The sequence below is a fragment of the Nitrospirota bacterium genome, assembly GCA_016207885.1.
Classification (GTDB): domain Bacteria; phylum Nitrospirota; class Thermodesulfovibrionia; order UBA6902; family UBA6902; genus JACQZG01.
The window spans coordinates 162,385-187,928 of record JACQZE010000003.1 but is presented as its reverse complement, the minus strand read 5'-3'; the positions used below and the strand labels follow the sequence as shown (position 1 = coordinate 187,928).

The following is a 25,544-nucleotide window of genomic DNA, read 5'->3' as shown; positions in this document are numbered from 1 at the left end:
TCCTTATTTTTTATTAAGCTGTTTCAAGATCAGAGACCACCACTAAAGGGCATCTCAGGTTGTCCCACGCATCTGACAGTTTTTTATTTTTTCTTCTGCAGTCAACCGCAAGGTTTTCTGATGACCCGACAATTACAAAAAGGATACCTTTCTTTTTATCCGTATAATCGATTATCTGGTTTTTCAGGCAGCCGTTCGTGTGAAATAAGCTGTGTCTGATCCCCTGATTCTTTAATTCGGCGACAAACTGGTCTATGAGCGGGCTGACGATCTTTTTTGGAGAGACATACAGTATGTCAAGGCTTGCTCCGATCCTGCTGCACACATTGAGGGCGTACCTGAACGCCCTGCCGTCGTCCTGTCCTTCCTTTACCGCGAACAGCACTCTTCTGCCTTCGTTGAGAAGCTCTTTCGCCGTATCAAACTCGCCTTCTTCAGCAAAGGTTATTGCTGACATGATGTCTTCGAATCTTTTTTGTAATCTTTTCATATTCCCTTTGTGCTTAATTCGCCTTTACAGGCCGGGTCAGGATATTGTCTTTTGCCGGGATGTGCTTCCGGTTCCCGGTTTTCGCCGGCACGCATTCTTTCATTATGAGTCTCGCTGTCTCATGCTCTCCGCTTTCCGCAAACGCCGCAGCGGCAAATACCTGTTCGAATTTTTCTGCGATAGTCTTCATTGCCTTCCTCCTTTTTTGATATTTATAGATCTGTTAAACATGGGCTGAACCGGCTGATGTGGATAAAGATACAAAGTCTCTTTGCAGTTCCTGGTTTAAACCCGCAAGTTTTTCCTCTGCCTCTTTCATGATCTCCAGCGCCTTGTCATGCTCCCCTGCTTCTGCAAATGTGACAGCCATTGCCACGAGGTTATCAACCGAGAGTTCAACTTCACTTTTAAGGGTTTTGATCTTGCCGGCCAATGTCTGCCCTCCTCTTGAAATCTCCCTCGCAGTCTCAAACTCCCCTTCTTCCGCAAAGGCTGCGGCTGAAAATATCTGTTCAAATTTCTTTGATATACCCTTCATTCCTTCCTCCTTTTCAAAAAGCTTTTGCATTATCTATTACACTTTCCGTGCCAGTATTTTTCAGTCTGTAACCCATTGGTATTTAAAGCAATTTTGACAGTGTGTAAAAATGGCCTTTTTTTGATTTGTTGCATAATGCAATAATTTTTTATGATTTTTTTAAAACGCCTATGTATTTAATGCGGGAGGCAAGTGTTGCAGATAAGTGTCTGTTGATTGCAATTTGCAACGATTATTATTATTATAATTTTATGGTTCGCGCGCCCAGCAGCATTAAACAGAAACTGGCATTGTTCTATGTTGTTGCCCTGATATTGATGGCAGTGGTCATCATTGTGAACCGTACAAGCCTCGGTGAAGTCGAGAAGATGGTGGAGTCCGGGGCGATAGTCTCGGATCTCTTTGATACAACCCTTGAGATAAAAAGATTTGAGAAAAATTATTTCTTATATAAAAAAGATGAGGATTACAGTGAGCTGTTTATTTATGTGAACAAGGCTGAAGGCCTTCTGGCAAACAACAGAAGCTCGCTCGGGGTATTTGCAAAAAATGATGAGCTGCTTGAGATCGGAAAAGACCTGCAGCGGTACAAGGAGCTGTTGAAAGCGCTGCCTTCCATAGATACAGATATCAGCAGCAGTGAGGAGATACTGCGGGAAGTCGGACGGAGGCTTGTTACGGCAGCGGAGAAGCTGTCAAAGACTGAACGGGAGATCATGCAGGAAACGCTGTGGTCAGCCAGGCATAAGGTGCTTCTCTCAATAATGTTCTTTATGGCTGCCGGCTCAATAGGCGCGATACTGTTTTATAAAAAAATGATACAGCCGCTGAGGATACTTGAAGAGCATATGGAGAGGGTCTCGATGGGCGAGTTCTCGCCTGTTCCGATCGAGACCAGGGACAAGGAGATGATATCGCTCAACAGCGCGTTTAACAGGATGCTGCATGAACTTGAAGAGAGGAAGGGATATCTTGTGCAATCGGAAAAGCTCGCGTCCCTCGGCACGCTGCTCTTCGGGGTCGCACATGAACTTAATAACCCTATCTCCAATATCTCCACTTCAGCCCAGATATTAAGGGAGGAGATAGAGAGCGGCGATGATGAATACAAGAAAGAGCTCCTGACGCAGATTGAAGATGAAACAGACAGGGCGAAAAATATCGTCAACTCCATGCTCGGCTACTCAAGGAAGAGCGACAAGGAGATGGTGAACCTTAAAAAGGCGGTTGACGAGACACTTCACTTTCTCAGGGGCGATATCCCGACAAAGGTCCAGCTCTCGATAAAGATACCCGGGAACATCGAGTTTGTCGCTGACAAGCAGAAGCTCCAGCAGGTATTCATAAACCTGATCAAGAACAGTGTGGACTCTATCAGCGATGAGGGTAAGATAGTTATCGCCGCGAAGAAGATCCCTGAGAACGGACGGATAGAGATCGTTGTATCCGATACCGGTTCAGGCATGAGCGAAGAGATGGTACAGAATATCTTCAGCCCGTTCTTTACAACCAAGAAAACAAAAAAGAGCTACGGGCTTGGGCTCTTTATAGTCCATAACATTATCAAGGAGCTCGGCGGCTCTATCATTGTTGAGAGCGAGCCCGGATACGGCACGAGCTTCATTATTGAAATATTTCCCAAGGAGTGAAGGATATGGCGAATAACGGCAGGATATTGATCGTTGAGGATGAAAAGGTTGCCCTGAGAAATCTGGAACATATAATGAAAAAAGAGGGATACGAGGTTGTCGCGACATCAAGCGGCCCTCAGGGCATCAAGCTGCTCCAGAGTGAGGAGTTCGATATTGTTTTGACAGACCTGAAGATGGAGAAGGTTGACGGCATAGAGATACTTGAGAAGTCCAAAGAGACGCATCCCGACACAGAGGTCATTATGATAACGGCATACGCGACCATTACATCTGCCGTGGAGACGATCAAGAAAGGCGCATATCATTATATAGCAAAGCCTTTCAAGCTGGATGAGGTCAGAAAAGTTGTAAAGGACGCATTGGAGAAGGTGAACCTTAAGAAAGAGAATGCGCTGCTAAGAGAGCAGATAGAGAAGTTCGAAGGCAAGGCAAAGATAATAACCCAGAACCCTTTAATGCAGAAGCTTCTCGAAACAGCGAGACAGGTGGCTCCGACCGACTGCAATGTGGTCATCTCCGGTGAAAGCGGTACGGGAAAAGAACTGGTCGCAAGATACATACATTTTAACAGCGGCAGGGCGGAAAGGCCTTTTGTAGCCATAAACTGCGGAGCCCTGACAGAGGAGCTTCTTTCCAATGAACTCTTCGGCCATGAAAAAGGGGCGTTCACAGGCGCGAACACTTTTAAAAAAGGGCTGGTGGAAACAGCATCCGGCGGGACTCTTTTTCTTGACGAGATAACAGAGATGACGCCTGCCATGCAGGTAAAACTTTTGAGGGTGATACAGGAGAAGGAATTCATGAGGCTTGGAGGCACAGAGCCGATAAAGGCTGACGTAAGGTTTATCGCGGCAACCAACAGGGATATCAAGGATGTGATAAAGGCCGGCCAATTCAGGGAAGACCTGTACTTCAGGCTCAATGTTGTTGCCCTTAATATCCCGCCTCTTTCAGCAAGAAGGAATGATATCCCCATGCTGAGCTATTATTTTCTGAAGCGGTACTCCGCGCTCATGAAGAAGAATGTCACGGAGATCTCGCCTGAGGTGATCTCGATACTTATGAACTATGATTTTCCCGGCAATATAAGAGAGCTTGAAAATATCATAGAGAGGGGGGTTGCCTTCTCCAGCAGCAACGTTATAGATGAGAGGCATCTGCCGGAAGATATCAGGACCTTGAGCGTAAAGACCTTCAGAAAAAAAGACAATGTAATTCCGTCGCTTGAGGACCAGGAGATCGAATATATTAAATGGACATTGAAAGAGGTGCACGGCAACAGGACGGCTGCTGCGCAGGCGCTTGGCATAGACAGGGTCTCTTTATGGCGGAAACTCAAGAGATACGGCCTTGAGTGAGCTGCATTACTGATGCAACAGGCTCATCTTGTATAATAAGACCATGACCGCATCAAAGGAAGTAAGCACTATCAACGGCCTCATAGATAAGGTCTTTCAGTATAACCCTGAGGCAGACCTTGATATCCTGCGCAGGGCGTACGCATTCTCCTGTGAAGCACACCTGAAACAGAAGAGAAAAGGCGGCCAGCCTTTTATCGAGCACCCGCTTGCAGTCGCAGCCATATTAAGCGACATGCGCCTTGACAGCAACACCATCGCAGCCGGACTTCTTCATGATACCGTTGAGGACACGGAGACCACTGTTGAGGATATAAAGGAGCTCTTCGGCGATGACATAGCCTTTCTTGTTGAAGGGCTTACAAAGCTCGGCAAGATGGAGCTGAAGAATAAGGATGAGGCGCAGGCTGAGAACTTCAGAAAGATGTTCCTCGCAATGGCTGAGAACATCAGGGTCATGCTTATAAAGTTTGCCGACCGGCTTCATAATATGCGCACGCTCGAGCACCTCCCGGAAGCGCGTAGGCTGAGCATCGCGCAGGAGACGCTTGAGATATTCGCCCCGCTTGCGAACCGGCTCGGTATGGGCGGGCTCAAGACCGAGTTTGAGGACTTGAGCTTCATGTACCTTATGCCTGATACATATAAGGAACTGAAACGCAAGGTCACCAAAAAAGGCAAGGAGCAGAAAGAGTATCTTGATGAGATAGCCAAGATAGTTGAGGCCCATCTCAAAGAGTCGGGGATACCGGCAAGGGTGCTTGGAAGGGTGAAGCATCTTTACGGGATATTCTCAAAGATGCAGAAACAGAAGATACCTTTTGAGCTCGTGTATGATGTTATCGCTATCAGGATCATAACCGACACCAAGCAGAACTGCTACACGATAATGGGGCTCATACATTCTCTCTGGACTCCGGTTCCCGGCAGGTTCAAGGATTTCATAGGCGCTCCCAAATCAAACCTCTACCAGTCTCTTCACACAACCATAATCGGGCCGAGGGGAGAGAAGATAGAGTTTCAGATACGGACAGAGGACATGGACAGGATCGCGGAGGGAGGCATCGCTGCTCACTGGAGGTATAAAGATGCCAGGTCTTCAAGAAGGAGGGATGAAGAGTATATCGCCTGGCTGAGGGAGCTCGTCCGCATGCAGAAGGATACACTTGACGCAAGGGAGTTTCTTGAAGCGGTCAAGGGCAATATCCTGCCGGACGTTGTTTATGTCTTTACTCCAAAGGGCGATATCATCGAGCTTCCCCAGGGCTCAACTCCTGTTGATTTTGCATACAGCATACACACGGCGGTAGGCAACAAATGCTCCGGCGCCAAGGTTAACGGAAAGATTGTTCAGTTAAGGCAGAGGCTGGAGAACGGCGACTCGGTCGAGGTTTTGACCTCCGCATCTCAGAATCCGAGCAGGGACTGGCTTAAGTTTGTCAAGAGCCAGAAGGCAAAGACAAGCATAAGGCATTGGGTACAGACAGAGGAGAGGAAGAGAAGCCTTGAGCTGGGGAAAGAGCTTCTTGAAAAGACACTGAAGAAGCATGGGCTCAGCAAAGACCTTTTGAAATCAAAAGAATTATTAGAAGCTGCCCAACAGTATAAGATCAAGACCCATGAGGATCTATTCATCGCCATCGGTTACGGCAAGATATCCGCAGTACAGGCTATAAATAAATTTCTGCCGGAGCCGGTGAAGGATGAAAAGGTCTCCAGAAAAACAGCAGACGAGAAGCCTAAGAAGGCTGCCGGGATAAGCGTCAAAGGCATTGATGACATAATGTTCAACCGCGCCAAATGCTGTTATCCGCTGCCGGGAGAGAAGGTCGCGGGTTTTGTCACAAGAGGCAGAGGGGTCTCCATACATTCGGCAGACTGCGCAACCCTTGATGTGAATTCGATTGACGTGGACCGTCTTGTGGATGTTGAGTGGTCAGGAGAAGATTCGGTCACTTATCCTGTAAAGGTCGTTGTGTACACTGTTGACAAGCCGGGTGTGCTTGCGGATATGAGCGCGGTCATCTCAAGTGACAACGTTAATATAAGCCATATCGATGCCACAACAACTCATGAGAAGAGGGCGCGTTTCAACTTTACTCTTGAGGTAAAGGACAAGGCCCAGCTTGACAGCGTCATTAAAAAGCTCTCCGGGGTGAATGGAGTTCTTGAGGCAAAGAGGACCAGTTCAAAATAAGTTAAATGCAAAAGCCCTCCATATTCTATGACATTATTAAAACTCCTATAGGCACTCTCTTTTTGCTTTTTTCCGGAAGGTCTCTTGTCGAGGTCTCTTTTCATAAACCCTTGAAGGCTGCTTATAAAAAAGGCGCTGCGCCCAAGAGTTTTATTAAGGAACTGGCGTCTTACTTCAGCGGAGTTGAGACTGAATTCCATCAGGATATAAATTTTCTAAAGGGGACTGACTTTGAACAGAGTGTCTGGCTCTCACTCAAGGATATCCCGTACGGTGAAACAAGGCCGTACAAATGGGTAGCCGAGAAGATAGGCAGCCCCTCTGCCGTAAGGGCGGTAGGCCAGGCGCTCTCAAAGAATCCCGTACCGATAGTATTGCCATGCCACAGGGTAGTTGAATCAAGCGGCTCCATAGGCGGATATTCCGCAGGCGTTGAAAAGAAGGTGCGGCTTCTTGAGATGGAATATTATTCGAAGATGAGCAGGAATAAAATGTAACGCCTTTTTTCCGGAAGAATAAAAAAAGGAGCAGGAAGAATCCTGCCCCTTTTTTGTAGTTGTTTCAGGTTGATGAGGTTTAGTACATTCCGCCCATGCCACCCATGCCGCCGCCCATACCGCCCATATCAGGCATTGCCGGTGCGCTTTCTTTCTCAGGCATATCAGCCACCATAACGCTTGTAGTAAGCATAAGCGCTGCTACTGATGCCGCGTTCTGTATAGCAAACCTGGTGACCTTTGTCGGGTCGATGATGCCTGCTTCCAGCATATCAGTGTATTTTTCAGAATTTGCGTCAAAGCCGAAATTCTTGTTCTTGTCTGATTTTACCTTCTCAACGATGATGGAACCCTCAAGGCCGGCATTTGCCACGATCTGCCTGATAGGTTCTTCGATAGCCCTCTTAATGATATCAAGGCCTATCTTCTCATCGCCCTCAACCTTCATCTTCTCAAGCGCAGGAAGCGCCCTCAGGAGAGCGGTTCCGCCGCCGGGGACTATGCCTTCTGCAACAGCAGCTCTCGTAGCGTGAAGCGCATCCTCTACGCGCGCCTTCTTCTCCTTCATCTCGGTCTCTGTTGCCGCGCCTATATTGATAACTGCAACTCCGCCGACTATCTTGGCGAGACGCTCCTGAAGCTTCTCTTTATCATAGTCAGAAGTTGTCTCTTCTATCTGAGCCTTTATCTGGCTTGCACGGCCCTTTATCGCTTTTACATCGCCGCCGCCTTCAACAATAGTGGTGTTCTCTTTGTCAATGGTGATCTTCTTTGCCTTGCCGAGGTCTGATAACTGAACCTTCTCAAGCTTCATGCCGAGGTCTTCAGTGATCATCTTTCCGCCTGTAAGAATTGCGAGGTCCTCAAGCATCGCCTTTCTCCTGTCGCCGAAACCGGGAGCCTTTACTGCTGATACATGAAGCGTTCCCCTCAGCTTGTTCACAACAAGGGTTGCAAGAGCTTCGCCTTCGACGTCTTCTGCGATGATGAGAAGAGGCTGTCCCATCTTGGCTGTCTGCTCTAAAATAGGGAGCAGGTCCTTCATTGCGCTTATCTTCTTTTCATGGATAAGGATCAGCGCGTTTTCAAGAACGCACTCCATCCTCTCGGCATCGGTCACAAAATAAGGAGATATATATCCCCTGTCAAACTGCATGCCTTCAACAACCTCAAGGGTTGTTGCCAGGCCCTTTGCCTCTTCTACGGTTATGACGCCGTCCTTGCCTACCTTGTCCATGGCATCGGCTATCAGGTCGCCTATCTCAGAGTCATTGTTCGCGGAGATTGTGCCTACCTGCGCTATCTCTTTTTTATCCTTGACGGTCTTGCTGAGCTTCTGGAGCTCCTGAACAACCACGGCAACGGCATTTTCAATGCCCTTTTTGACTTCCATCGGATTCGCGCCTGATACCATATGCTTCATGCCTTCTTTGAATATTGAATAGGCAAGCACGGTAGCTGTTGTTGTGCCGTCGCCGGCGACATCGGATGTCTTGCTGGCAACTTCCCTGACAAGCTGGGCGCCCATATTCTCAAACGGGTTTTTCAACTCGATCTCTTTAGCGACGGTTACGCCGTCCTTTGTGATCGTCGGCGCGCCGAACTTCCTGTCAAGTATCGCGTTTCTTCCTTTTGGTCCAAGTGTTGCCTTAACAGCATCGCTCAATACGGTTATGCCGTTGAGTAATGATCTTCTTGCTTCTTCATTAAAAAGTAACTGCTTAGCCATTTATTCCTCCTGGTATTATTAAGTTGTTTTTATGCGTTATTATCCCAAGATGCCGAGTACGTCATCTTCCCTGATAATAAGGTATTCAACGTCGTCCATGCTGATCTTTGAGCCTGAGTATTTATCAAAAAGAACAACGTCGCCCTTCTTGACATCAACCTTCTGCAGCTTGCCGTCATCTGTAACCCTGCCCGGGCCAACAGCTATGACCTCACCCTTTTGAGGTTTCTCTTTAGCTGAATCAGGTATGTAAAGGCCTCCTGCACTTCTTGTCGGTTCTTCAGAATATTTAACCAATATCCTGTCTTTAAGCGGTTTGAACTTCATCTCTGTTTCTCCTTTCTTTTAGTTAAAAAAGTTATACAACTATTTTTTTGCCTATTCAATACCTTTGACAGGTATTGTTAGCACTCCATTATCAAGAGTGCCAAAAGACAAGTAAGATATTAGCAAAATCAAGGAAATATTACAAGGCAATCGGCAATATAAAAAATGACTGAGGCAGATAGTAACCTATTCTTGTAACGTGCCTAAAGAGAATATCTTCTGTTTCTATAACCTCTGAAGAAGAGCATCATCAGCGCCAAACCAAAAAGAAATCCTCCTATATGGGCAAACCATGCGACCCCGCCCTGGTCCGCGACCCCCTTGCTTACAACTCCATTTAACAGCTGAATAATTATCCAGAAGCCGATCACAAAGTAGGCGGGAAGCCTTATGACCTGGATGAAGAAACCAAGGAATATCAATGTGTAGACCTTTGCCCGGGGGAACATCAGGATGTATGCCCCGAGCACCCCTGAGACTGCGCCGCTGGCTCCGATCATCGGCATGAGAGACGAAGGAGCGGTAAAAGCGTGGGCATATGCTGCTGCGATGCCGCAAAGGATATAAAATATCAAAAACATGAAATGGCCAAGTGTATCTTCTATATTATTCCCGAATATCCACAGGTAGAGCATGTTGCTCCCGAGGTGTAGGAATCCGCCGTGCATGAACATTGAGGTAAAGACTGTAAGCGACGGGTGGATGGGCTGCAGCTTATCAAATGAGAGAAGGTATGAAGGGATCGCTCCATAGGAATACACGATGTTCTTGTAATCATCAGGGTTCGACATATGTGTAATCGTATAGAAGAATACATACATGTTCGCAACGATCAGCATTATCGTTACAAAAGGGAAGGTGCTGGTAGGGTTGTCGTCTTTATACGGTATCATCTTTTGCCGACAGGCCTCTTCATCTCATCTGATTCAACTTCTATCCCGGCCGCTAATAACGCAGCAGCAGTTACGCCTATGCCCTTTGCCTTCTTTCCTTTTCTTTTAATATAGGTGCTTCCGCATGAAGGGCTTCCGTCTTTCAGGATGGCTTTTTCAATCTTCAGCATATGAGCGATCTTAAGTACCTCATTGGCTCCTCTCAGGAAATTATGTGTATAATCGTTGCCTGATTTGCTTCCAATCGCTCTTGAATCATTATTTAAAAGCGCATTGCCGTCTCCTCCGATAAGCTCAACAGCTTCCCTCGGCGTCGGCAGGCCTCCGAGCTGTTCAGGGCAGATAGGAATAGCATTGCCTTCTGCGACAAGGCCTTTGAAACGTTTTTTTTCGCAGTTATTTCCGTCGTATCTTGTGTTTATGCCGATAAGGCATGCGCTTATTAAGATCATTATTGTTAACCTGTTGAATATTTTATCAAAGGGGAAGGTTTATTGCTGGAATGATAAACGGTTTCGGTATTAATGTTATAATAGATCAGGAAATGTCAGAGGGGGCGACAGGCTTCGACGGGGGTTTCGAAGTCGGGGTTGCATGCCGTGTGCCATCACGTTAAAAGGCAAACAAACACAAACGCCAACACTGAATTGGCTCTTGCCGCTTAAATAAGCGGTGACGTTTCTCCGGTAAATGCCTGCGAGCCGGAAGAAACGCCGATAGCGGGCTGGCCTGGGGTTCTTCTCCTGTGCTTTGGGCGAGACAAAAAGAGATAGGTGACAGAGCAGCCTTTTTGCCGGCGATTCTGAAGCTGAAGTTCCAAATGGCAGAATAAGCATGTAGACGCTGCGATGTAGTGCTTCCGGACCCGGGTTCGATTCCCGGCGCCTCCACCATAAGATATTTTCGCGTTTTGACAGAGGCATTGTCACCCGGCAATGTCTCTGAATTTATCATCAACTATCCGGCTTGTTTAAAATTAATATGGCTGCGAAGAAGCTTGGTTTTGTTATTATGCGGTGTGATATAATTACCGGGAAACTTTTTAAAAGGAAGAGAGTTCAGTGAAGAATAACAAGAAGAAACGCCCTCATTTTAAATGCCGCTCGCTGCTTAACCCGAAGCCTTTAAAGGCAGGGATGACGGCTGACCAGATAATTGAAAGCTCAATGTTCTCATTCAATGCCGGGTCATTCAGAAAGGCATGTGAGCTTTTTGCCGGCCATATAGTAAAGAAGGATGTAAGAATCGGAGTTTCTCTCGCAGGCGCGCTTGTGCCTGCAGGGATAGGCAGAAGCTGCCTTATCCCAATGATGAAGGCGGGGATGATCGACTGGATGGTATCCACCGGAGCCAACCTTTATCATGACATACATCTATCACTCGGCTATGAATTTTGCAGAGGGCACGCTGTTGCTGATGATGCCCGGCTCAGGGATGACGGGATCATCAGGATCTATGATATCTTTCTTGACTATGATGCTCTTTTGGATACTGATAATTTTGTGCGCGAGACGATACGCCGTGAATTTTCAGGCCGTTCAGAATCCTGTTCCAGCGCTGAGATACATGCGGTTCTCGGAAGGGAGATAGCGAAGTTAAGGCCATCCATGAAGGATCAGAGCGTACTTGCCGTTGCATATGAATGCGGCATTCCTATTCATACCTCATCACCTGCGGATTCAAGCATAGGCATGAATGTTGCGGCTTTGATGCTTGAAGATAAAGCGGTCAATATCGACACGCATCTTGATATCAATGAGGTGACAAGCTATGTCTATGACATAAAACAGAAAGGCGGCAAGAGCGCGGTGCTTCTGCTTGGCGGCGGCAGCCCCAAGAACTTTGTATTGCAGACCGAGCCGCATATACAGGAAGTCCTCGGATTGGAAGAGGCAGGCCATGACTTCTTTATCCAGTTCACCGATGCCCGTCCAGACACAGGCGGCCTGAGCGGAGCCACGCCTTCAGAAGCTGTCTCATGGGGCAAGATAGACCCGAGCGCGCTCTCCAAGACCATAGTCTCATACGGCGACTGCAGTTTCATGCTGCCTTTGTTTGTGAGCTATATATTGAACAAGGCTAAGCCGCGTGCTCAGTCAGGGCTGCTTAATAAGAGGAACAAGCTGGTTGATAGGCTGAAAAAGGACTATCTTAAGAACCTTAACCGCAAGCAGGTTAGGGCATAGCAGCTAAGGCGCATCTTCAATATCAACTTTCCGTATCACATTTTTCATTGTAAAAGAGCTGTCTCTGGTGTAGAGGTATTTTAGAACAGCCTCAACCTCAACAAATCTTGTCCCTGTTTCTAACGGTATGATAAATATATTTTTATCGGTCTCAAGAGGTTTCAGGCCGAGATCCATATGTTCTGTGGCTGTTATATCCCATTCAGCCATGGCAACCTTTTTACCCCCTTTGAAGTAGAGATCATTAACAGAGTATTCTTTTTGTCTTGTGAATAACTCTTTCCCATCCTGATCTTTCACGCTTATGTCCAATACTGTTTTTGGCAGTACCGCACATCCGTGAGGGAGTACATGCCCGGCATTATTTGTGACATCAATCTCTACAGCAATCGCGGGCAGAAACATTCCGTTGTAGTTGTCAATGTATCTTGTCGGCCTTGCGTTGATATTGAGAGTAACGGCATCTTTCATTAAATCAGGGTCATCAGGGCCCGGGAAGCGGTGGCTCTTTTTTTCACCCTCCATGTGGCAGCCCTGGCAGGTCTCTGTTCTTCCTTTGCTCAAAAACCCTTCGACATAGGTCGTATATAATGTCGGGCATTTCTCCCAGGGCACGTTTGGCGGGCAGTGGTGGCATTGTGCACAGAACCCGGAGGTCTTTAAAAGGCTCGATGTAACAGTTTGAAATCCGGCCTCTTTATGCGCCGAGTCGTCTATCTCATCCGGGACATAAATAGTATCCGGCTTGGGATCGCCGTTCAAACCTAATGCCCTGAGGTTGTGGCATCCCAGGCAGTTGAGGTTAAGTTTTGAAAGCTCTTTGACGGCGGCATTCTTTTTTGCTTCGTCAGCATCTTCAACCGATGTCATGACAAGGTTGGCTATATGTACAACAAGCTCATCTGTAGCGTCCTTTATCTGAGGCACATGACATTCCATGCATATTCGCAGGTCTTTCCTGCTCATCGTGCCATCTGCATCAAGTTCCAGCTTTATAAAGGTCCTCCATCCCCTCAGCACCCTGGGGTCGATAACGGAGTTGCCCATTGAGGAGTCCTTCCATTCTTTGTGTTTTTCTTCGTGGCATACTGAACATTTTTTAATGCTGTACATCTCAGCCAGTTCATCTATCGTAGAGGCATTCTGTGCATATGCGCCTGAAGGGGCCAAAGGCAGGATCGAGAGCAGGATAACTATAAAATAAAGTCTCATCATTGATGATATAACCTTTAAGAAAAAATGTCCCGGATCAAGCGGTATGCGTTTCCTCTGATTCAGGAGCGCCGTACGCTTTTTTGCCGGCATTACTTGCGGCGAATAAACATATTTTTACGGCAGTTTCGCAGGTACGGTAAACATATAGTCATTATCCTTCACCGGCGTATGGCAGCCTAAACATTCTTGCACAAAGGAGATATCCTTTCCATACGGCCTCTGTTCCATGCCTGTCCATCGGGCAAATCCCCAGCCGCCTGTGTCAGGGTATTTCCTGGAGTCTTTGACCATGAATTCAGAATGTACAAATTCACCGGGAACGCTTGCGGATTGCCACTGTTCGTGTTTTTCAGCTTTCCATACAATTTTTGCGATTACGGAACCGTCAGGCCAAGGGTTTGTCTCATGTTTCTCTGCGGCCTTGATAGCTATGTCATTTCCGAGTATTACCCTTATTGTATTGTTGTCTGAACGGTATGAAGGGGCGATGACCTTCCAGTTTCTGTACCCATCAGGGATGTTGATCCCGTTTGGCGCAGGGGCAGTATCACCGTAAGTTGCTGTATGAAATAATACGAAGAAAAAAAAGAGAGCTATAATTATCTGTTTCATTTTTTATTCCTCCTGTCGGCTTGATCCTGACATTTATATTTTATATCACATCGCCGGATTTAAGAAGAGGAAACTGTTATTTCTCTTTTTGATCTTTAAATAGTTCTGCTGCTGCCAGAAGACAGGCTCTGATAATTAATTCTTCCGGTATGGTTTCAAACGTATCCTTGTTGATCGTTATCGTTCTGCATTCGGAGTCGCCGCAGGCATCGCAGCATTGGCTTTGGCCCACAGCAGCCCCGATCCATTCTTCCAGCGGCCTTCCGCTGATCCAGATCCGGTTCGATTGAAGCGGGTCTTTTTTAAATGCTTCAGGGTCTATTGTTTTTGATTCCAATTCTGTTTTTATGCCAATCTCTGCCAGCGCATTTTGAACTTTCTTGAATGCGGCTTCAACAGTGCTGCCTGTATCCCTGCATCTATTGCAGGTTTCGCCGGTCTCGTCTATGAGCCTTTGCCATTGGATCGTTAATGTTTTTGTTTTGTTTTGCATTTAACGAGTTGCATCAGTCATTGGGTCCTTTGCGTACGCTGCCAGTGTCTGGTTCGGCTTGTTAATCCTGGAGTGTATAACCGAGGCTCTCCAATTGGGCCTTGAGTATTCTAAAACCGGAAGTCCAAAAAAAGATAGAAGTCCAAAAAACAACAAAATCAGGCACCGATGGCACTTGATGCTCTATACGCAGGCCGACAGAGAAGATTCCCCTATGCCGACGCAAATTCAGGATGCTGTGACGCGGGAATTGATAATCGCGGCCCAAACACGAAAGTCGCAATTCTTCTTGGCTCACCGACAACGTGGCAAATGGCCAGCTTGCGTTAAAGCTGTCCAGTCTAGCTCCTCCAGTCTGTGTAAAGATTGCAGTCATGTTTTAAACGATTAACAATTAATACAGCCAGCCGTATTTGCTGGGATAAGAAAAGTATATTAGTTTGCTGTAAATGTTACAAGCATAAAATTCCCATCTTTTACACATTCGTCCTATGCACTCCCGCGGGACGCCATGCGGGCGAGATCACGGCGGGGCGGGAGCGGTGGGACATGTATGTTGCCCATGAGACGGTGGAGTCGCCGTGCCTGTCATTGATGCTGTCTGCTGTCTTGAGCAGGTTCTCCTTCTTTACATGGTCTCCAAGCAGGTTAAGCTGCGCCGGGTCTTCTGAGCCTTTGATCCCTGAAAGGGTTACTCCGAGGAGGCGTATCGCATCTCTGAGGCCTATGCCTCTTATTATCTCCATGGCGGTGTTATGAATATCGTGGGTGTCATTTACGCATCTGTTTATCTTCAGCTGTTTTGTGAATGTCTTGAAGTTCTTGTACCTTATAGTCACTGTCACAACATCACCTGTCAGCTTGTACCTTCTTGCGCGCCTGCCGACCATCTCTGAGAGCTTCAGCATATAAGCCTCTATATCTTTCTCATGCCATATATCATGGGCGAGCGTCATGCTGTGGCCTACAGACTTTGCCGTCTCATCATTATTGACTACAGCCGAAGTGTCGATGCCCATTCCCATAAGTTTCATCCTCTCGCCGATTATACCGAAGTGGTCTCTCAGTATGCTTACAGGAGCTCTGCCGAGTTGGCCGCATGTCTTTATGCCGAGTGCGTCGAGTTTTTGCGCAAGCTTTTTGCCTATGCCCCAGAGTGTATCCACCGGAAGTTCTTCAAGTATGCCGGCGATCTCTTCCTGCTTCACCAATCTGAGCCCGTCTGGTTTTGAGATATCGCTTGCAAGCTTTGCCATGAGTTTATTCGGCCCTATTCCTATTGTTGCGTTAAGCCCGAACCTCTCTTTTATCTCTCTCTTTATCATCTTTCCTATCTCAGCCGGACTTCCAAAAAGATCCAGCGAGTCTGTTATGTCCAGAAATGCCTCGTCAATGGAGTAGACCTCGACCTCTGAGGTATATTGTGAGTAGATCTCTGTCAGCCTCCGGCATGTATCTGTATATTTATTATTATTGCCGACTACGAGTATAAGCTGCGGGCAGAGCTGCTTCGCCTCCCACATATTCATGCCTGTCTTTACCCCGAACTCACGCGCTTCATATGACGCGGTAGTGACGACAGTCCTCTTTCCAGAGCCTATCACAGCTATCGGCTTTCCGCGCAGATTAGGGTTGCTCTGCTGCTCAACCGATGCGAAGTATGAATCCATGTCTACAAGCATTATCGTTCTCATAAAATCCCCCCTCGCCCCCCTTTGCTAAAGTGGGGTTATCATATCTCTGTCTCCACCCCTTCAAGTATCCAGTTTATTGAGTCGGTATTAAAGCTCAGCTCGTACAGCGTATTGCCGTCTGTTACTGAGAAATGCAAGAGCCTGCTCTTGCCCATTGATGTTGTCCATTCATATGTGACATCTTTGACCTGTATCTGCCTGTTTGACCATTTGAACCTGAGCGGCTTCAACTTCGAATCTCCCCAGAATGCCGCTATGACCCGTATCTGTTCTCCTATCCGTTGCATTAAAGGCTCCTCATTATTCCCTTGACCTTGCCTATGATCCTCACGTCTTCCGCGGGAAAGACCATAGGCTCCATATCTTTATTCTCCGGCACAAGCCTGACGATGCTCTTTGCAAGAAAGAACCTCTTCACCGTTGCCTCATCCCCGATGAGCGCCACAACGATATCGCCGTTCCTCGGCTCCGCATCAGGCGCTATCAATGCTATGTCGCCCTCTAATATCCCCGCATCTATCATGCTGTCGCCCTTTATCCTGAGCGCAAAACCGCCTTCAACCTTGAAGAGGTTCTTGTCGATATTGACATAGTCCTCTATATGTTCCACCGCCAAAATAGGGGCGCCAGCCCTGACGGTTCCGAGCAGAGGTATCTTGCTGTCTTCAGAAGGTTTGAATCCCGAGATCTCGATCGACCGCTGTTTGGAAGGCGACTTTTTAAGCAGGCCTTTCTTTATTAGGGCGTTTATATGGAGCTGCGCTGAGAGGGGGCTTGCAAAGCCGAAGCTGCCTGCCACCTCCCGCACAGTCGGGGGGAACCCGTTGTCAATTATATGTTTTTTGATGAAATCAAAGACCGCAAGTTGTTTTACGGTCGGCTGTCTAAGTTTCTGTGCCATAAAACTACTATACAAACGTATAGTAGTTTTGTCAAGAGGAGGCTTTGTTTTTGTTTTAAGATACCCCTTCACGTAATTTTGATTCCCTGTGCTATAATTATCGAATTTCTTTTTTATATAACAGATTAAATTAAATGACAGTCTACTACCATAAATTTCATATACCCGTAATGGGTACCGGACATTCGGTTGACACTCCGATCCGTGTGGCGCATCTCGGGATACAATCTGTTATATCTCTTGTTGACGATATCCTTTTTGAGCCGGTACGCAAATATTACTGCGAGAAGTTCAATATGCCTTACGCTGAAATAACTGTAAAAGAAGAAGACGGAAGGGCAAAGAGGACCACGGCTTATCTCAATCTTGTTGACGAGATAGTCCGGATCAAATTTGATGCGATAAGGAAGGAGCCGTTTGCTCTTGGAAGCGAGAAGTGCAAGTACTTTGAACTCCTTCCTGATTACAGTCCTTTGAAACAAGATTTTACAAGAGCTATGGCTATGAAGCCGGGCGCTGAAAGAGAAGCGCTTGAAAAAGAACTTACCGCTAAGATGGTTCCCGGTTCCATTGATGTAAACATAATGGTCAAGCTCGATAATCTGAACTATGACAGCAAGGGCGATCTGCTTCCTGAAGAGTACAGCGACTCCAAGGCAGCTGTAAGGGGTTATGCCAACAGCACTTTGCGTTCCGGCATAGTGCTTTCAGCAGGCATGAACCAGCGGCTCTTTCATTATATGACGGAGTTCCGCGATTTCTACAGGGATGAGAACGGCGATATAAAGAAGAAGATAATACTTAAGGTGAGCGACTTCCGTTCCGCTCTCATACAGGGCAAGTTCCTTGCGAAGAAAGGCCTTGAGGTATACGAATTCCGCATTGAGTCGGGCCTTAACTGCGGCGGGCATGTCTTTCCTACAAACGGCATACTTCTTCCAAGCATTCTGCAGGAGTTCAAGGATAACCGGGCGACGCTGACACAAGACTTTCATCTGCCGATACAGAAATACTACGAAAAGATGGGATGGCATTATCCTGAGTCCGCATTAAATCAGCAGCCTTTGATAACAGTGCAGGGCGGCATAGGCACATACGCTGAGACGCGCAGGCTGATGGAAGACTTCGGCATGGACATGACAGGGTGGGGCACACCTTTTCTGCTTGTCCCAGAAGCAACGTGCATTGATGATACAACGCTTGAACTGCTTCGGCGTTCCGGTGAAAAGGATCTCTATATAAGCGACTCATCGCCGATCGGCGTGCAGTTCAGCAATATTCACGGGACAGGCGCTGAGATATGGACCAGACAGAGGGTCTTAGACGGAAGGGCCGGCTCTCCCTGCGGCAAGGGTTTTCTTAAATTCAATACTGAATTCACTGAAAAGCCCATATGCCTTTCATCGAGGCAGTATGAGAAGCTGAAGCTTGAGCAAATCTCCGGGCTTGATATAACGGATGAAGAGAAAAAGAAGATGATCGAGAATGTTGTTAACAAAGAATGCATTTGCGACCAGCTTGGAAACGGCTGCCTCATCGCGCTCGGGCTTGTCGATGAGAAGGACGCCCCGCAGTGTATCTGTCCCGGGCCCAATATAGCCTGGTTTAATAAGATCTATACGCTCAAAGAGATGGTTGACCATATCTACGGAAGGGGCGCTTCGCTTGTATCTCCGGATCGCCCGCACATGTTTGCCAAGGAGATAGAGCTGTATGTTGACCAGTTCGAGAAGAGGGTATCCAACTGCGGCTACACTCCAAAGGAGGTCAATAACCTTCAGGAGTTTAAAGAGAATTTTGAGGCAAGCATCGCCTTCTGTTCAGAGGTAGCAAAAAGAGAGCCTTATCCCGGAGAGAACCTCGAATCCATATCCCGATTTGTGAAAGAACAGGGAGTGCGCTTTCGTTCGTTATATACTGCCTTTAGAAGGCTGAAAGTGTTTCAGCCGGAAAGTCGTAACTAATACTTCAGGTCAAGATCAACATTTCCCTTGCAGTCAATCCCTATCAGCTTCTTGTAATGAATTGAATAAAGATGTTTTGCCCTGTCATGGTCGCCGTGTATCTCAACCACGTTTGCGATGAAAAGCGTATGGTCTCCTGTCTCGACCGCTTTAACTATTTTGCATTCATACGCAACAGTCACTCCTGCTATGATCGGCGGCTTGACCACTTTTGCATGAGTAGGATTAAACCCTGTCTCCTTGAACTTGTCAACGTCCTTTCCGCTCTTTGTTCCGCAGAACCACGCATCCTTTGCCTGATCTTCAGAAGGGAAGCAGAGCACGAACTCTTTGTTCAGCTCAAGGCATTTGTGTGAGTATCTGTTGTGCCCTACTGAAATAGCTATCATCAGCGGATCCCATGATGTAAATGTCCACCACGAAAGCCCTATAATATTCGGCCTCTCCCTCTCATCAAGCGTTACCGCAAGAACGTAAGGAAAAGGCGATGCCAGCTCAAAAGCTTCATGCCTGTCGATATCTTTCATCATGCCTCCTGTTATTAATAATACTTTACTATCCTGAAGATGTTCTTGACAAGGAGTGGAAATATGCGGGCAGATTTTGTTCCATGCGGTTCCCTCCATATTTTGGGTGCGAAAGAGTGGTTCATCGTGTTAGAATGAAACAGGTTCATAACGAAGTGTAATAATAAAACAGCAAGAAATATTTAAGAGGTAACTATGTCACTGACAAAAGAAATAATATCAAAAGCATTACATCTCAAGCCGGCGGAAAAATCCATTGTCATCGAAGCCTTGATGAAAAGCCTGGATGTCCCTGATCCTGAAATTGAAGGGATATGGGCCGATGAAGCAGAGAAAAGACTTGAAGCCTATAAAGCCGGTAAATTGAAAACTGTTTCTTTTGAAGATATGTTCATGAAAAAATAATCATGAACATAACAATTCTTGAAATCGCCCGTTTGGAATTTAACGAGGCAAAAGAGTTTTATGAAATCGAACAAACAGGTTTAGGCGCCAAGTTTGAAAATGAAATAAAAAACGGCCTCCTTCATATTCAGAAGTTCCCTCAAGCATGGCCGTCTGAGCGTAAAGAAACCCGGCGGTATCTTGTCCGTAAATTTTCTTACAAAATAATTTATTCCGTACAGGAAGACAATATTATTATTCTTGCATTTGCACACTTGCATAGAAAACCTAACTATTGGGTTGATAGAATAAAATGAATTTTTATCAAGCCAATCTACGCTTGACTACGATCAGGCTTTAGTTTTATCCTTATTTTCATGAAAAAGCTCTGGGCAGGAAGATTTAAAGAAGCTACTGAAGCGGTGGTGGAGCAGTTCACATCCTCGCTGCATTTTGACGTCCGTTTATGGCGGTATGACATCGGGGGGAGCATCGCTCATGTGAAGATGCTCGGGAAGCAGAAGATACTCAGCGCAAAAGATACAGCGACCATCCTCAAAGGGCTTAACAGCGTCAGGGAAGACATCGAGAGCGGCAGGTTAAAGTTCAAGAGCACTTTTGAAGATGTTCATATGAATATCGAGGATGCGCTTACCAGAAAGGTCGGGCCGGTCGGCGGCAAGCTTCATACGGCGAGGAGCCGCAATGACCAGGTCGCGCTTGACCTGAGGCTCTTTCTCAGAGATGAGATAAAAGAGATAATTGTTCTGGTAAAAGGCCTTCAGAAGTCGCTCGTCTCTGTTGCAGGAAAACATGTCAAAACCCTGATGCCGGGATATACGCATTTGCAGAAGGCTCAGCCGGTGCTGCTCTCGCACCATCTTCTTGCGTATTACGAGATGCTTGAGCGTGACAGGGCGAGGCTTGAAGAGTGTTATGCAAGGGTCAATGTGCTTCCTTTAGGCTCGGCTGCGCTTGCAGGCACAACACTTCCGATAGACAGGCGATATGTCGCGCGGCTTCTGAAATTCCCCAAGATATCTGAGAACAGCATGGATGCTGTGTCAGACAGGGATTTTGTTATTGAATTCATCTCTGCCGCAAGCATCGTCATGGTGCATCTCTCAAGGTTTGCGGAAGAGATAGTGCTTTGGAACAGCGATGAGTTCTCGTTTGTCACTCTGCCCGACGCCTTTTCAACCGGTTCAAGCATAATGCCGCAGAAGAAGAACCCTGACATTCTTGAACTTATCAGGGGCAGAAGCGGCAGGGTATTCGGCGATCTTATTGCAATACTGACGGTTATGAAAGGGCTGCCCCTTGCTTATAACAGGGATATGCAGGAGGATAAAGAGCCTCTGTTTGATACAGTTGATACGGTAAAATCCTGCCTAAATATACTTGCCGTGCTTCTGCCTAAAATTATATTCAACAAAAAAGCCATGGAAAAGGGAACCGAGGGCGGCTATCTGACAGCAACTGACATTGCAGAATATCTCGTCAAAAAAGGCATGCCCTTCAGAGAGGCTCACGGTGTTACAGGCAGGCTAATCAGGCACTGTGTAGAAGACGGTAAAAAAATAGATGAACTGGAACTTGCTGAACTGAAAGATTTTTCAAAACTTATCGGCAATGATATTTTCAGTTATATAACCGTGGCTTCATCTGTTGCTAATAAAATATCTCACGGAGGGACATCAGGCAAAAATGTCTCTTTGCGCCTCAGAAATATAAAGGGGAGCAAGAAGAAGTGAAGCCTGAGAAACGCGGTATCTTCTCACGTTTGTTCATGTTGTTTATTACACTCATACTGCTTGGCGTTGTATCCGCCTGCGGCAGGAAAGGCGACCCTGTACCAATCATCCCATCTGACAAATCAGCTATCGATCATAAAGAAAGTGAGGGAACCAAATGAGAGAGAAGATATTAAAGGCGTTTGAAGATAGCGCGTCCGTAAAGAGGGAGTTCATAAAAGCGAATATCGATGCTGTTATTGAGGTGTCGAATCTTATTGCCGAGGCTTTTAACAGCGGGAGCAAGCTCATGATCTTCGGCAATGGCGGCAGCTCCACTGACGCGGCCCATATCGCTGCTGAGTTTGTGGGAAGGTTTAAGATGGAACGTCCTGCGCTGCCTGCGATAGACCTGAATACAAACATGGCTGTTGTCACGGCGATCGCCAATGATTATGATTTCTCGGATATCTTTGTACGCCAGCTTAAGGCGCATGCGCAGGATGGGGATGTCGCGATAGGAATAAGCACCAGCGGCAATTCCCAAAATGTGATCAAGGCTGTTGAGGAAGCAAAAAAGAGAAGGATAAGGACGATAGTCTTTACAGGCGCAAAAGGGGGCAAGCTTGCTGCGATAGCGGATCATGTATTTGCTGTTCCTTCCTCTGATACGCCCAGGATACAGGAGACCCACATCACTCTCGGCCATGTCATCTGCCAGATGGTTGAAGAGATCCTTTTTGAATCTCACAGAAACAGATAGAGTCGTCGCAAATTGAAATCATAAGCGCAAACCATTAATATATCTCCATGGGTCTTTCCGTAGTCATTTTAGCGGCTGGTCTTGGCAAGAGGATGAAATCTCTTAAGCCGAAGGTCCTTCATGAGGTCCTCGGAAGGCCGATGCTCCGGCATGTCATAGATGCTGTAAAGCCCCTGAAGCCCGCAAAGATAGTAGTGGTTGTCGGCAACGGCGCTGACAATGTTATGGCACAGCTTAATGACAACAGCCTCTCGTTTGTCATCCAGAAGAAACTCCTCGGCACGGGCAATGCGCTTGAGATAGCTAAAAAAACTTTAAAGGGAAGTGATGCCATCCTCGTCCTCAATGGAGATTGCCCGCTTATTACAACAAATACGCTGAAGGGTTTTCTCTCAAAACACAGACGCAGCGGCAATACGCTCTCCTACCTCTCTTTCTTCAATGATTCTGTCTCAGGTTACGGCAGGACAGTTCGTGGCGATGACGGAAAGATCATCGGCATTGTTGAAGACAAGCACGCGTCACTTCATGAAAAGAGAGCGTGCAAGGAACTGAACGGCGGCGTTTACGCGATGAAGCCTGAGGTCCTTGACTTCATCGGCAGAATAAAAAAGAATGCTCTTTCAGGAGAGTACTATTTAACCGACCTTGTGAATATCCTCTCAAAAGAGGGGAAAAAGGTTGAGACATATATCTGTATGGAAGAAGAGATACTCGGCGTCAACAGCAGGGAAGACCTTTATAATGTTTCACGGATATTTCAGGACAGGGTAATATTAAAACTGCTGAAAAAAGGCGTCACATTCATTGATCCGCAAAGGTCTGTGGTGCATCCCGGCGTGTCGATCGGGAAGGATTCGATCATTTACCCTAACACCTGCATTGAAGGCAAGACATCCATCGGCAGCAACTGCGTCATCTATCCCGGCGCAAGGATCGTTGACAGTGTTATAGAGGAAGATGTGGCCATTAAGGATAACTCCCTTATCGAAGATAGTAGGATAAAAAAGGGCGCTTCAATAGGGCCGTTAGCGCATTTAAGGCCTCACAGCATCATAGGGAAGAACGCGAAGGTCGGGAATTTTGTAGAGATAAAGAAGTCATCACTCGGAGACGGGACAAAGGCATCCCATCTGAGCTATATTGGAGATGCGGTGATCGGGAACGATGTTAATATCGGGGCAGGCACTATCACATGCAATTATGACGGCAAGAAGAAGCATAAGACAGTGATCGGGTCAGGGTCATTTATCGGGAGCGATACTCAGATCGTCGCTCCTGTGACGATAGGCAAAGGAGCGTATGTGGCAGCAGGCGCGACTGTCACCAGGGATGTTCCCGCAGGCGCGCTTGCCATAAGCAGGGCGGAACAGAAAAATATCGCTGACTGGGAAAACAGAAGCAGATTAAAAACTAAAGGCAGAAGGTCAAAATAACTTAATATGTGCGGAATAGTCGGATATATAGGCAAGAGGAACGCAATCCCAGTAATTGTGGATTCCCTGAAGAAGCTTGAGTACAGGGGATATGATTCAGCCGGAGTTGCGTTTGTTAAAGACAATAAGATAGAAGTGCAGCGCTGCGAAGGCAAGATAAAGAAGCTGGAGCAATGCATAAGCGGGAAGCAATTCAGCAGCCCCATCGGGATCGGGCATACGAGATGGGCGACGCATGGCAAGCCGTCAGAGAGCAACGCACATCCTCACAGGTCAGGCGGCATAGTTGTTGTTCATAACGGCATCATTGAAAACTATTATGAACTGAGAGAGAGATTAAAGAAGCAGGGGCATGTCTTTACATCTGAGACAGACACAGAGGTCATCTGCCATCTTATAAACAGTTATTCAAAAAAAGGGCTTGATGTTGAAAGAGCGACAAGAGAGGCGCTTGAGCATGTCCATGGCGCGTACGCGCTCGGCATAATAAGCGAGGCTGAACCGGACAGGATAATAGCTGTAAAAAAAGACAGCCCCCTTGTGCTGGGACTTGGAAAAGATGAATTCTTTTTAGCATCCGACATGCCTGCCTTCCTTAAATACACACGCGACGTTATCATTCTGGAAAATGATGAGATGGCTGTGATAACGCGTAAAGGCATCTCCATCTCAGGCGTCTGTGATAAATCCTTTAAAAAGCGGATAACAAAGATCACATGGAGCCCTGCCATGGCTGAGAAGGGCGGGTACAAACATTTCATGTTAAAAGAGATCAATGAACAGCCGCAGGCGATAGCTGATACCTTGAGGGGAAGGTTCTCCATTGAGAAGGGAGAGGTGAACCTTGCTGAGTTCTCGCTGAATGTGAATGAGATCAATAAATTGAATAAGGTCTTTCTCGTAGCATGCGGCACTTCATGGCATGCCGCGCTTGCAGGGAAATACATGATTGAGGACCTGGCAAAAACACCATGCGAGGTTGATATCGCCTCTGAGTTCAGGTACAGAGATCCAATACTTCCTTCAAACAGCCTTGTCATAGTCATTACCCAGTCAGGCGAGACGGCAGATACGCTTGCCGCGCAGCGTGAGGCAAAAAAGCGTGGCGCAAAGGTTCTGAGCATATGCAATGTGATAGGCAGCACATCCTCAAGAGAGGCGGACGGCGTCTTTTATACACATTCAGGCCCTGAGATAGGCGTTGCCTCGACAAAGGCATTCACAACACAGCTTACGGCGCTCTATCTATTCGCGATAGCTTTGGCAAAATCCAAGAAGAGCATTGATAATAAGAAAGCGAAATCACTGCTGAAGGATATACTCCTGATCCCTGAACAGGTTGAGAAGGCGCTTGAATTGAACGCTTCCGTCCTGAAGATCGCCAGAAAGTTCTGCAACGCAAGGGACTTCCTTTATCTCGGCAGGGGGATAAACTATCCCATAGCGCTTGAAGGCGCCCTGAAATTAAAGGAGATATCATATATCCATGCTGAGGGTTATCCGGCAGGCGAGATGAAGCACGGGCCGATAGCGCTCATTGACAAGGATATGCCGGTTCTCGCGCTGGTTCCCGGCAGCGGTGAAAAAATATATGAGAAGATCCTCTCAAATATTGAAGAAGTAAAGAGCAGAAGCGGCAAGGTTATTGCGATTGCTATCGAGGGGGATACAAAGGTCTTATACAACGCATCCCATGTTCTATTCGTCCCGGAGACGAACCGTTATCTTTCGCCGATACTCTTCACCGTGCCCCTGCAGTTGTTAGCCTATCACACCGCTGTTTTGAAGAAATGTAATGTGGATCAGCCGAGGAATCTGGCAAAAAGCGTTACGGTAGAGTGATAAGCCTTTCCCCTTTACAAATTTCCCTGCCTAATCTGATATAATAAGACACTGAAAGAATAAAACAGACTATTCCCTTAATTCTCCTTTTTTAGTATCAGATGACATATATC

The 25,544-nt window shown here is 46.8% G+C and carries 27 protein-coding genes and 1 other RNA gene; 14 read left to right on the top strand and 14 right to left on the bottom strand.

What is annotated here, in order from left to right:
• Window positions 1–13: 13 nt before the first annotated feature.
• Genes HY807_00945 through HY807_00935 form a run of 3 tightly spaced genes read right to left on the bottom strand, consistent with a single transcriptional unit; the run spans window position 14 to window position 1,028 of the window.
• A complete protein-coding gene (locus tag HY807_00945; protein MBI4824976.1) occupies window positions 14–490 on the bottom strand; it encodes a universal stress protein in 477 nt (158 codons plus the stop codon).
• 13 nt (window positions 491–503) lie between these two features.
• The gene (locus HY807_00940; protein MBI4824975.1) at window positions 504–680 is read right to left on the bottom strand and encodes a hypothetical protein; all 177 of its coding nucleotides are present in this window, start codon (window positions 678–680) and stop codon (window positions 504–506) included.
• 33 nt (window positions 681–713) lie between these two features.
• Window positions 714–1,028 (bottom strand): hypothetical protein, encoded by a 315-nt coding sequence (locus HY807_00935; protein ID MBI4824974.1) that lies wholly within the window; start codon window positions 1,026–1,028, stop codon window positions 714–716.
• Window positions 1,029–1,279: 251 nt separating this feature from the next.
• Between HY807_00935 and HY807_00930 the strand changes: the two genes are divergently transcribed.
• From HY807_00930 to HY807_00915, 4 genes are read left to right on the top strand one after another with little or no spacing between them, the layout of a single operon-like run.
• Window positions 1,280–2,677, top strand: a complete 1,398-nt coding sequence (locus HY807_00930) for a HAMP domain-containing histidine kinase (GenBank protein MBI4824973.1) — start codon at window positions 1,280–1,282, stop codon at window positions 2,675–2,677.
• A 5-nt stretch (window positions 2,678–2,682) separates the two neighbouring features.
• Complete coding sequence (locus HY807_00925) at window positions 2,683–4,038, top strand: sigma-54-dependent Fis family transcriptional regulator (GenBank protein MBI4824972.1); 1,356 nt, start codon at window positions 2,683–2,685, stop codon at window positions 4,036–4,038.
• Window positions 4,039–4,081: 43 nt separating this feature from the next.
• On the top strand, window positions 4,082–6,235 hold the full coding sequence (locus tag HY807_00920) for a bifunctional (p)ppGpp synthetase/guanosine-3',5'-bis(diphosphate) 3'-pyrophosphohydrolase (GenBank protein ID MBI4824971.1): 2,154 nt from the start codon (window positions 4,082–4,084) through the stop codon (window positions 6,233–6,235).
• Between the two features lie 5 nt (window positions 6,236–6,240).
• On the top strand, window positions 6,241–6,732 hold the full coding sequence (locus HY807_00915) for a methylated-DNA--[protein]-cysteine S-methyltransferase (protein MBI4824970.1): 492 nt from the start codon (window positions 6,241–6,243) through the stop codon (window positions 6,730–6,732).
• A gap of 79 nt (window positions 6,733–6,811) precedes the next feature.
• Here the strand turns inward: HY807_00915 and groL are convergent, their stop codons facing one another.
• The 4 genes from groL to HY807_00895 form a co-directional block, all read right to left on the bottom strand.
• A complete protein-coding gene (groL, locus tag HY807_00910; GenBank protein MBI4824969.1) occupies window positions 6,812–8,461 on the bottom strand; it encodes a chaperonin GroEL in 1,650 nt (549 codons plus the stop codon).
• Window positions 8,462–8,500: 39 nt separating this feature from the next.
• Complete coding sequence (locus HY807_00905; protein MBI4824968.1) at window positions 8,501–8,788, bottom strand: co-chaperone GroES; 288 nt, start codon at window positions 8,786–8,788, stop codon at window positions 8,501–8,503.
• Window positions 8,789–8,991: 203 nt separating this feature from the next.
• Entirely contained in the window at window positions 8,992–9,681 is a 690-nt protein-coding gene (locus HY807_00900; GenBank protein MBI4824967.1) for a rhomboid family intramembrane serine protease, read from the bottom strand.
• The gene (locus HY807_00895; protein MBI4824966.1) at window positions 9,678–10,133 is read right to left on the bottom strand and encodes a DUF523 domain-containing protein; all 456 of its coding nucleotides are present in this window, start codon (window positions 10,131–10,133) and stop codon (window positions 9,678–9,680) included. The genes HY807_00900 and HY807_00895 overlap by 4 nt, the downstream gene beginning before the upstream one ends.
• A gap of 100 nt (window positions 10,134–10,233) precedes the next feature.
• On the opposite strand from HY807_00895, the gene ssrA reads away from it, so the two are divergent.
• Window positions 10,234–10,574, top strand: a transfer-messenger RNA (tmRNA) gene (ssrA, locus tag HY807_00890).
• Between the two features lie 168 nt (window positions 10,575–10,742).
• The gene (locus tag HY807_00885; GenBank protein ID MBI4824965.1) at window positions 10,743–11,867 is read left to right on the top strand and encodes a deoxyhypusine synthase; all 1,125 of its coding nucleotides are present in this window, start codon (window positions 10,743–10,745) and stop codon (window positions 11,865–11,867) included.
• A gap of 3 nt (window positions 11,868–11,870) precedes the next feature.
• Here the strand turns inward: HY807_00885 and HY807_00880 are convergent, their stop codons facing one another.
• The 6 genes from HY807_00880 to lexA form a co-directional block, all read right to left on the bottom strand.
• Window positions 11,871–13,172, bottom strand: a complete 1,302-nt coding sequence (locus HY807_00880) for a hypothetical protein (GenBank protein ID MBI4824964.1) — start codon at window positions 13,170–13,172, stop codon at window positions 11,871–11,873.
• Between the two features lie 24 nt (window positions 13,173–13,196).
• A complete protein-coding gene (locus HY807_00875; GenBank protein ID MBI4824963.1) occupies window positions 13,197–13,694 on the bottom strand; it encodes a cytochrome P460 family protein in 498 nt (165 codons plus the stop codon).
• Window positions 13,695–13,770: 76 nt separating this feature from the next.
• Window positions 13,771–14,187 (bottom strand): DUF2703 domain-containing protein, encoded by a 417-nt coding sequence (locus tag HY807_00870; GenBank protein ID MBI4824962.1) that lies wholly within the window; start codon window positions 14,185–14,187, stop codon window positions 13,771–13,773.
• Window positions 14,188–14,663: 476 nt separating this feature from the next.
• Window positions 14,664–15,881 (bottom strand): DNA polymerase IV, encoded by a 1,218-nt coding sequence (gene dinB / locus HY807_00865; protein MBI4824961.1) that lies wholly within the window; start codon window positions 15,879–15,881, stop codon window positions 14,664–14,666.
• 38 nt (window positions 15,882–15,919) lie between these two features.
• Window positions 15,920–16,168: a hypothetical protein gene (locus HY807_00860; protein MBI4824960.1), complete on the bottom strand. Its 249-nt coding sequence runs from the start codon at window positions 16,166–16,168 to the stop codon at window positions 15,920–15,922.
• The gene (gene lexA / locus HY807_00855) at window positions 16,168–16,782 is read right to left on the bottom strand and encodes a transcriptional repressor LexA (protein MBI4824959.1); all 615 of its coding nucleotides are present in this window, start codon (window positions 16,780–16,782) and stop codon (window positions 16,168–16,170) included. Before lexA ends, HY807_00860 begins: the two co-directional genes overlap by 1 nt.
• Before the next feature lie 134 nt (window positions 16,783–16,916).
• Here lexA and HY807_00850 point away from each other — a divergent pair, with 134 nt between their 5' ends.
• Window positions 16,917–18,746 (top strand): hypothetical protein, encoded by a 1,830-nt coding sequence (locus tag HY807_00850; GenBank protein MBI4824958.1) that lies wholly within the window; start codon window positions 16,917–16,919, stop codon window positions 18,744–18,746.
• Here the strand turns inward: HY807_00850 and HY807_00845 are convergent.
• Window positions 18,743–19,276 (bottom strand): flavin reductase family protein, encoded by a 534-nt coding sequence (locus HY807_00845; GenBank protein ID MBI4824957.1) that lies wholly within the window; start codon window positions 19,274–19,276, stop codon window positions 18,743–18,745. The genes HY807_00850 and HY807_00845 overlap by 4 nt on opposite strands.
• Window positions 19,277–19,468: 192 nt before the next feature.
• Between HY807_00845 and HY807_00840 the strand changes: the two genes are divergently transcribed.
• Genes HY807_00840 through glmS form a run of 7 tightly spaced genes read left to right on the top strand, consistent with a single transcriptional unit; the run spans window position 19,469 to window position 25,431 of the window.
• A complete protein-coding gene (locus HY807_00840; protein ID MBI4824956.1) occupies window positions 19,469–19,678 on the top strand; it encodes an addiction module protein in 210 nt (69 codons plus the stop codon).
• Window positions 19,679–19,680: 2 nt separating this feature from the next.
• A complete protein-coding gene (locus tag HY807_00835) occupies window positions 19,681–19,974 on the top strand; it encodes a type II toxin-antitoxin system RelE/ParE family toxin (GenBank protein MBI4824955.1) in 294 nt (97 codons plus the stop codon).
• Between the two features lie 54 nt (window positions 19,975–20,028).
• Complete coding sequence (argH, locus tag HY807_00830; protein MBI4824954.1) at window positions 20,029–21,411, top strand: argininosuccinate lyase; 1,383 nt, start codon at window positions 20,029–20,031, stop codon at window positions 21,409–21,411.
• Window positions 21,408–21,572 (top strand): hypothetical protein, encoded by a 165-nt coding sequence (locus tag HY807_00825; protein ID MBI4824953.1) that lies wholly within the window; start codon window positions 21,408–21,410, stop codon window positions 21,570–21,572. Before argH ends, HY807_00825 begins: the two co-directional genes overlap by 4 nt.
• A complete protein-coding gene (locus HY807_00820) occupies window positions 21,569–22,153 on the top strand; it encodes a D-sedoheptulose 7-phosphate isomerase (protein MBI4824952.1) in 585 nt (194 codons plus the stop codon). The genes HY807_00825 and HY807_00820 overlap by 4 nt, the downstream gene beginning before the upstream one ends.
• 47 nt (window positions 22,154–22,200) lie before the next feature.
• Window positions 22,201–23,589 (top strand): bifunctional UDP-N-acetylglucosamine diphosphorylase/glucosamine-1-phosphate N-acetyltransferase GlmU, encoded by a 1,389-nt coding sequence (gene glmU / locus HY807_00815; protein MBI4824951.1) that lies wholly within the window; start codon window positions 22,201–22,203, stop codon window positions 23,587–23,589.
• Between the two features lie 6 nt (window positions 23,590–23,595).
• Window positions 23,596–25,431 (top strand): glutamine--fructose-6-phosphate transaminase (isomerizing), encoded by a 1,836-nt coding sequence (gene glmS / locus HY807_00810; GenBank protein MBI4824950.1) that lies wholly within the window; start codon window positions 23,596–23,598, stop codon window positions 25,429–25,431.
• Window positions 25,432–25,544: the final 113 nt, after the last annotated feature.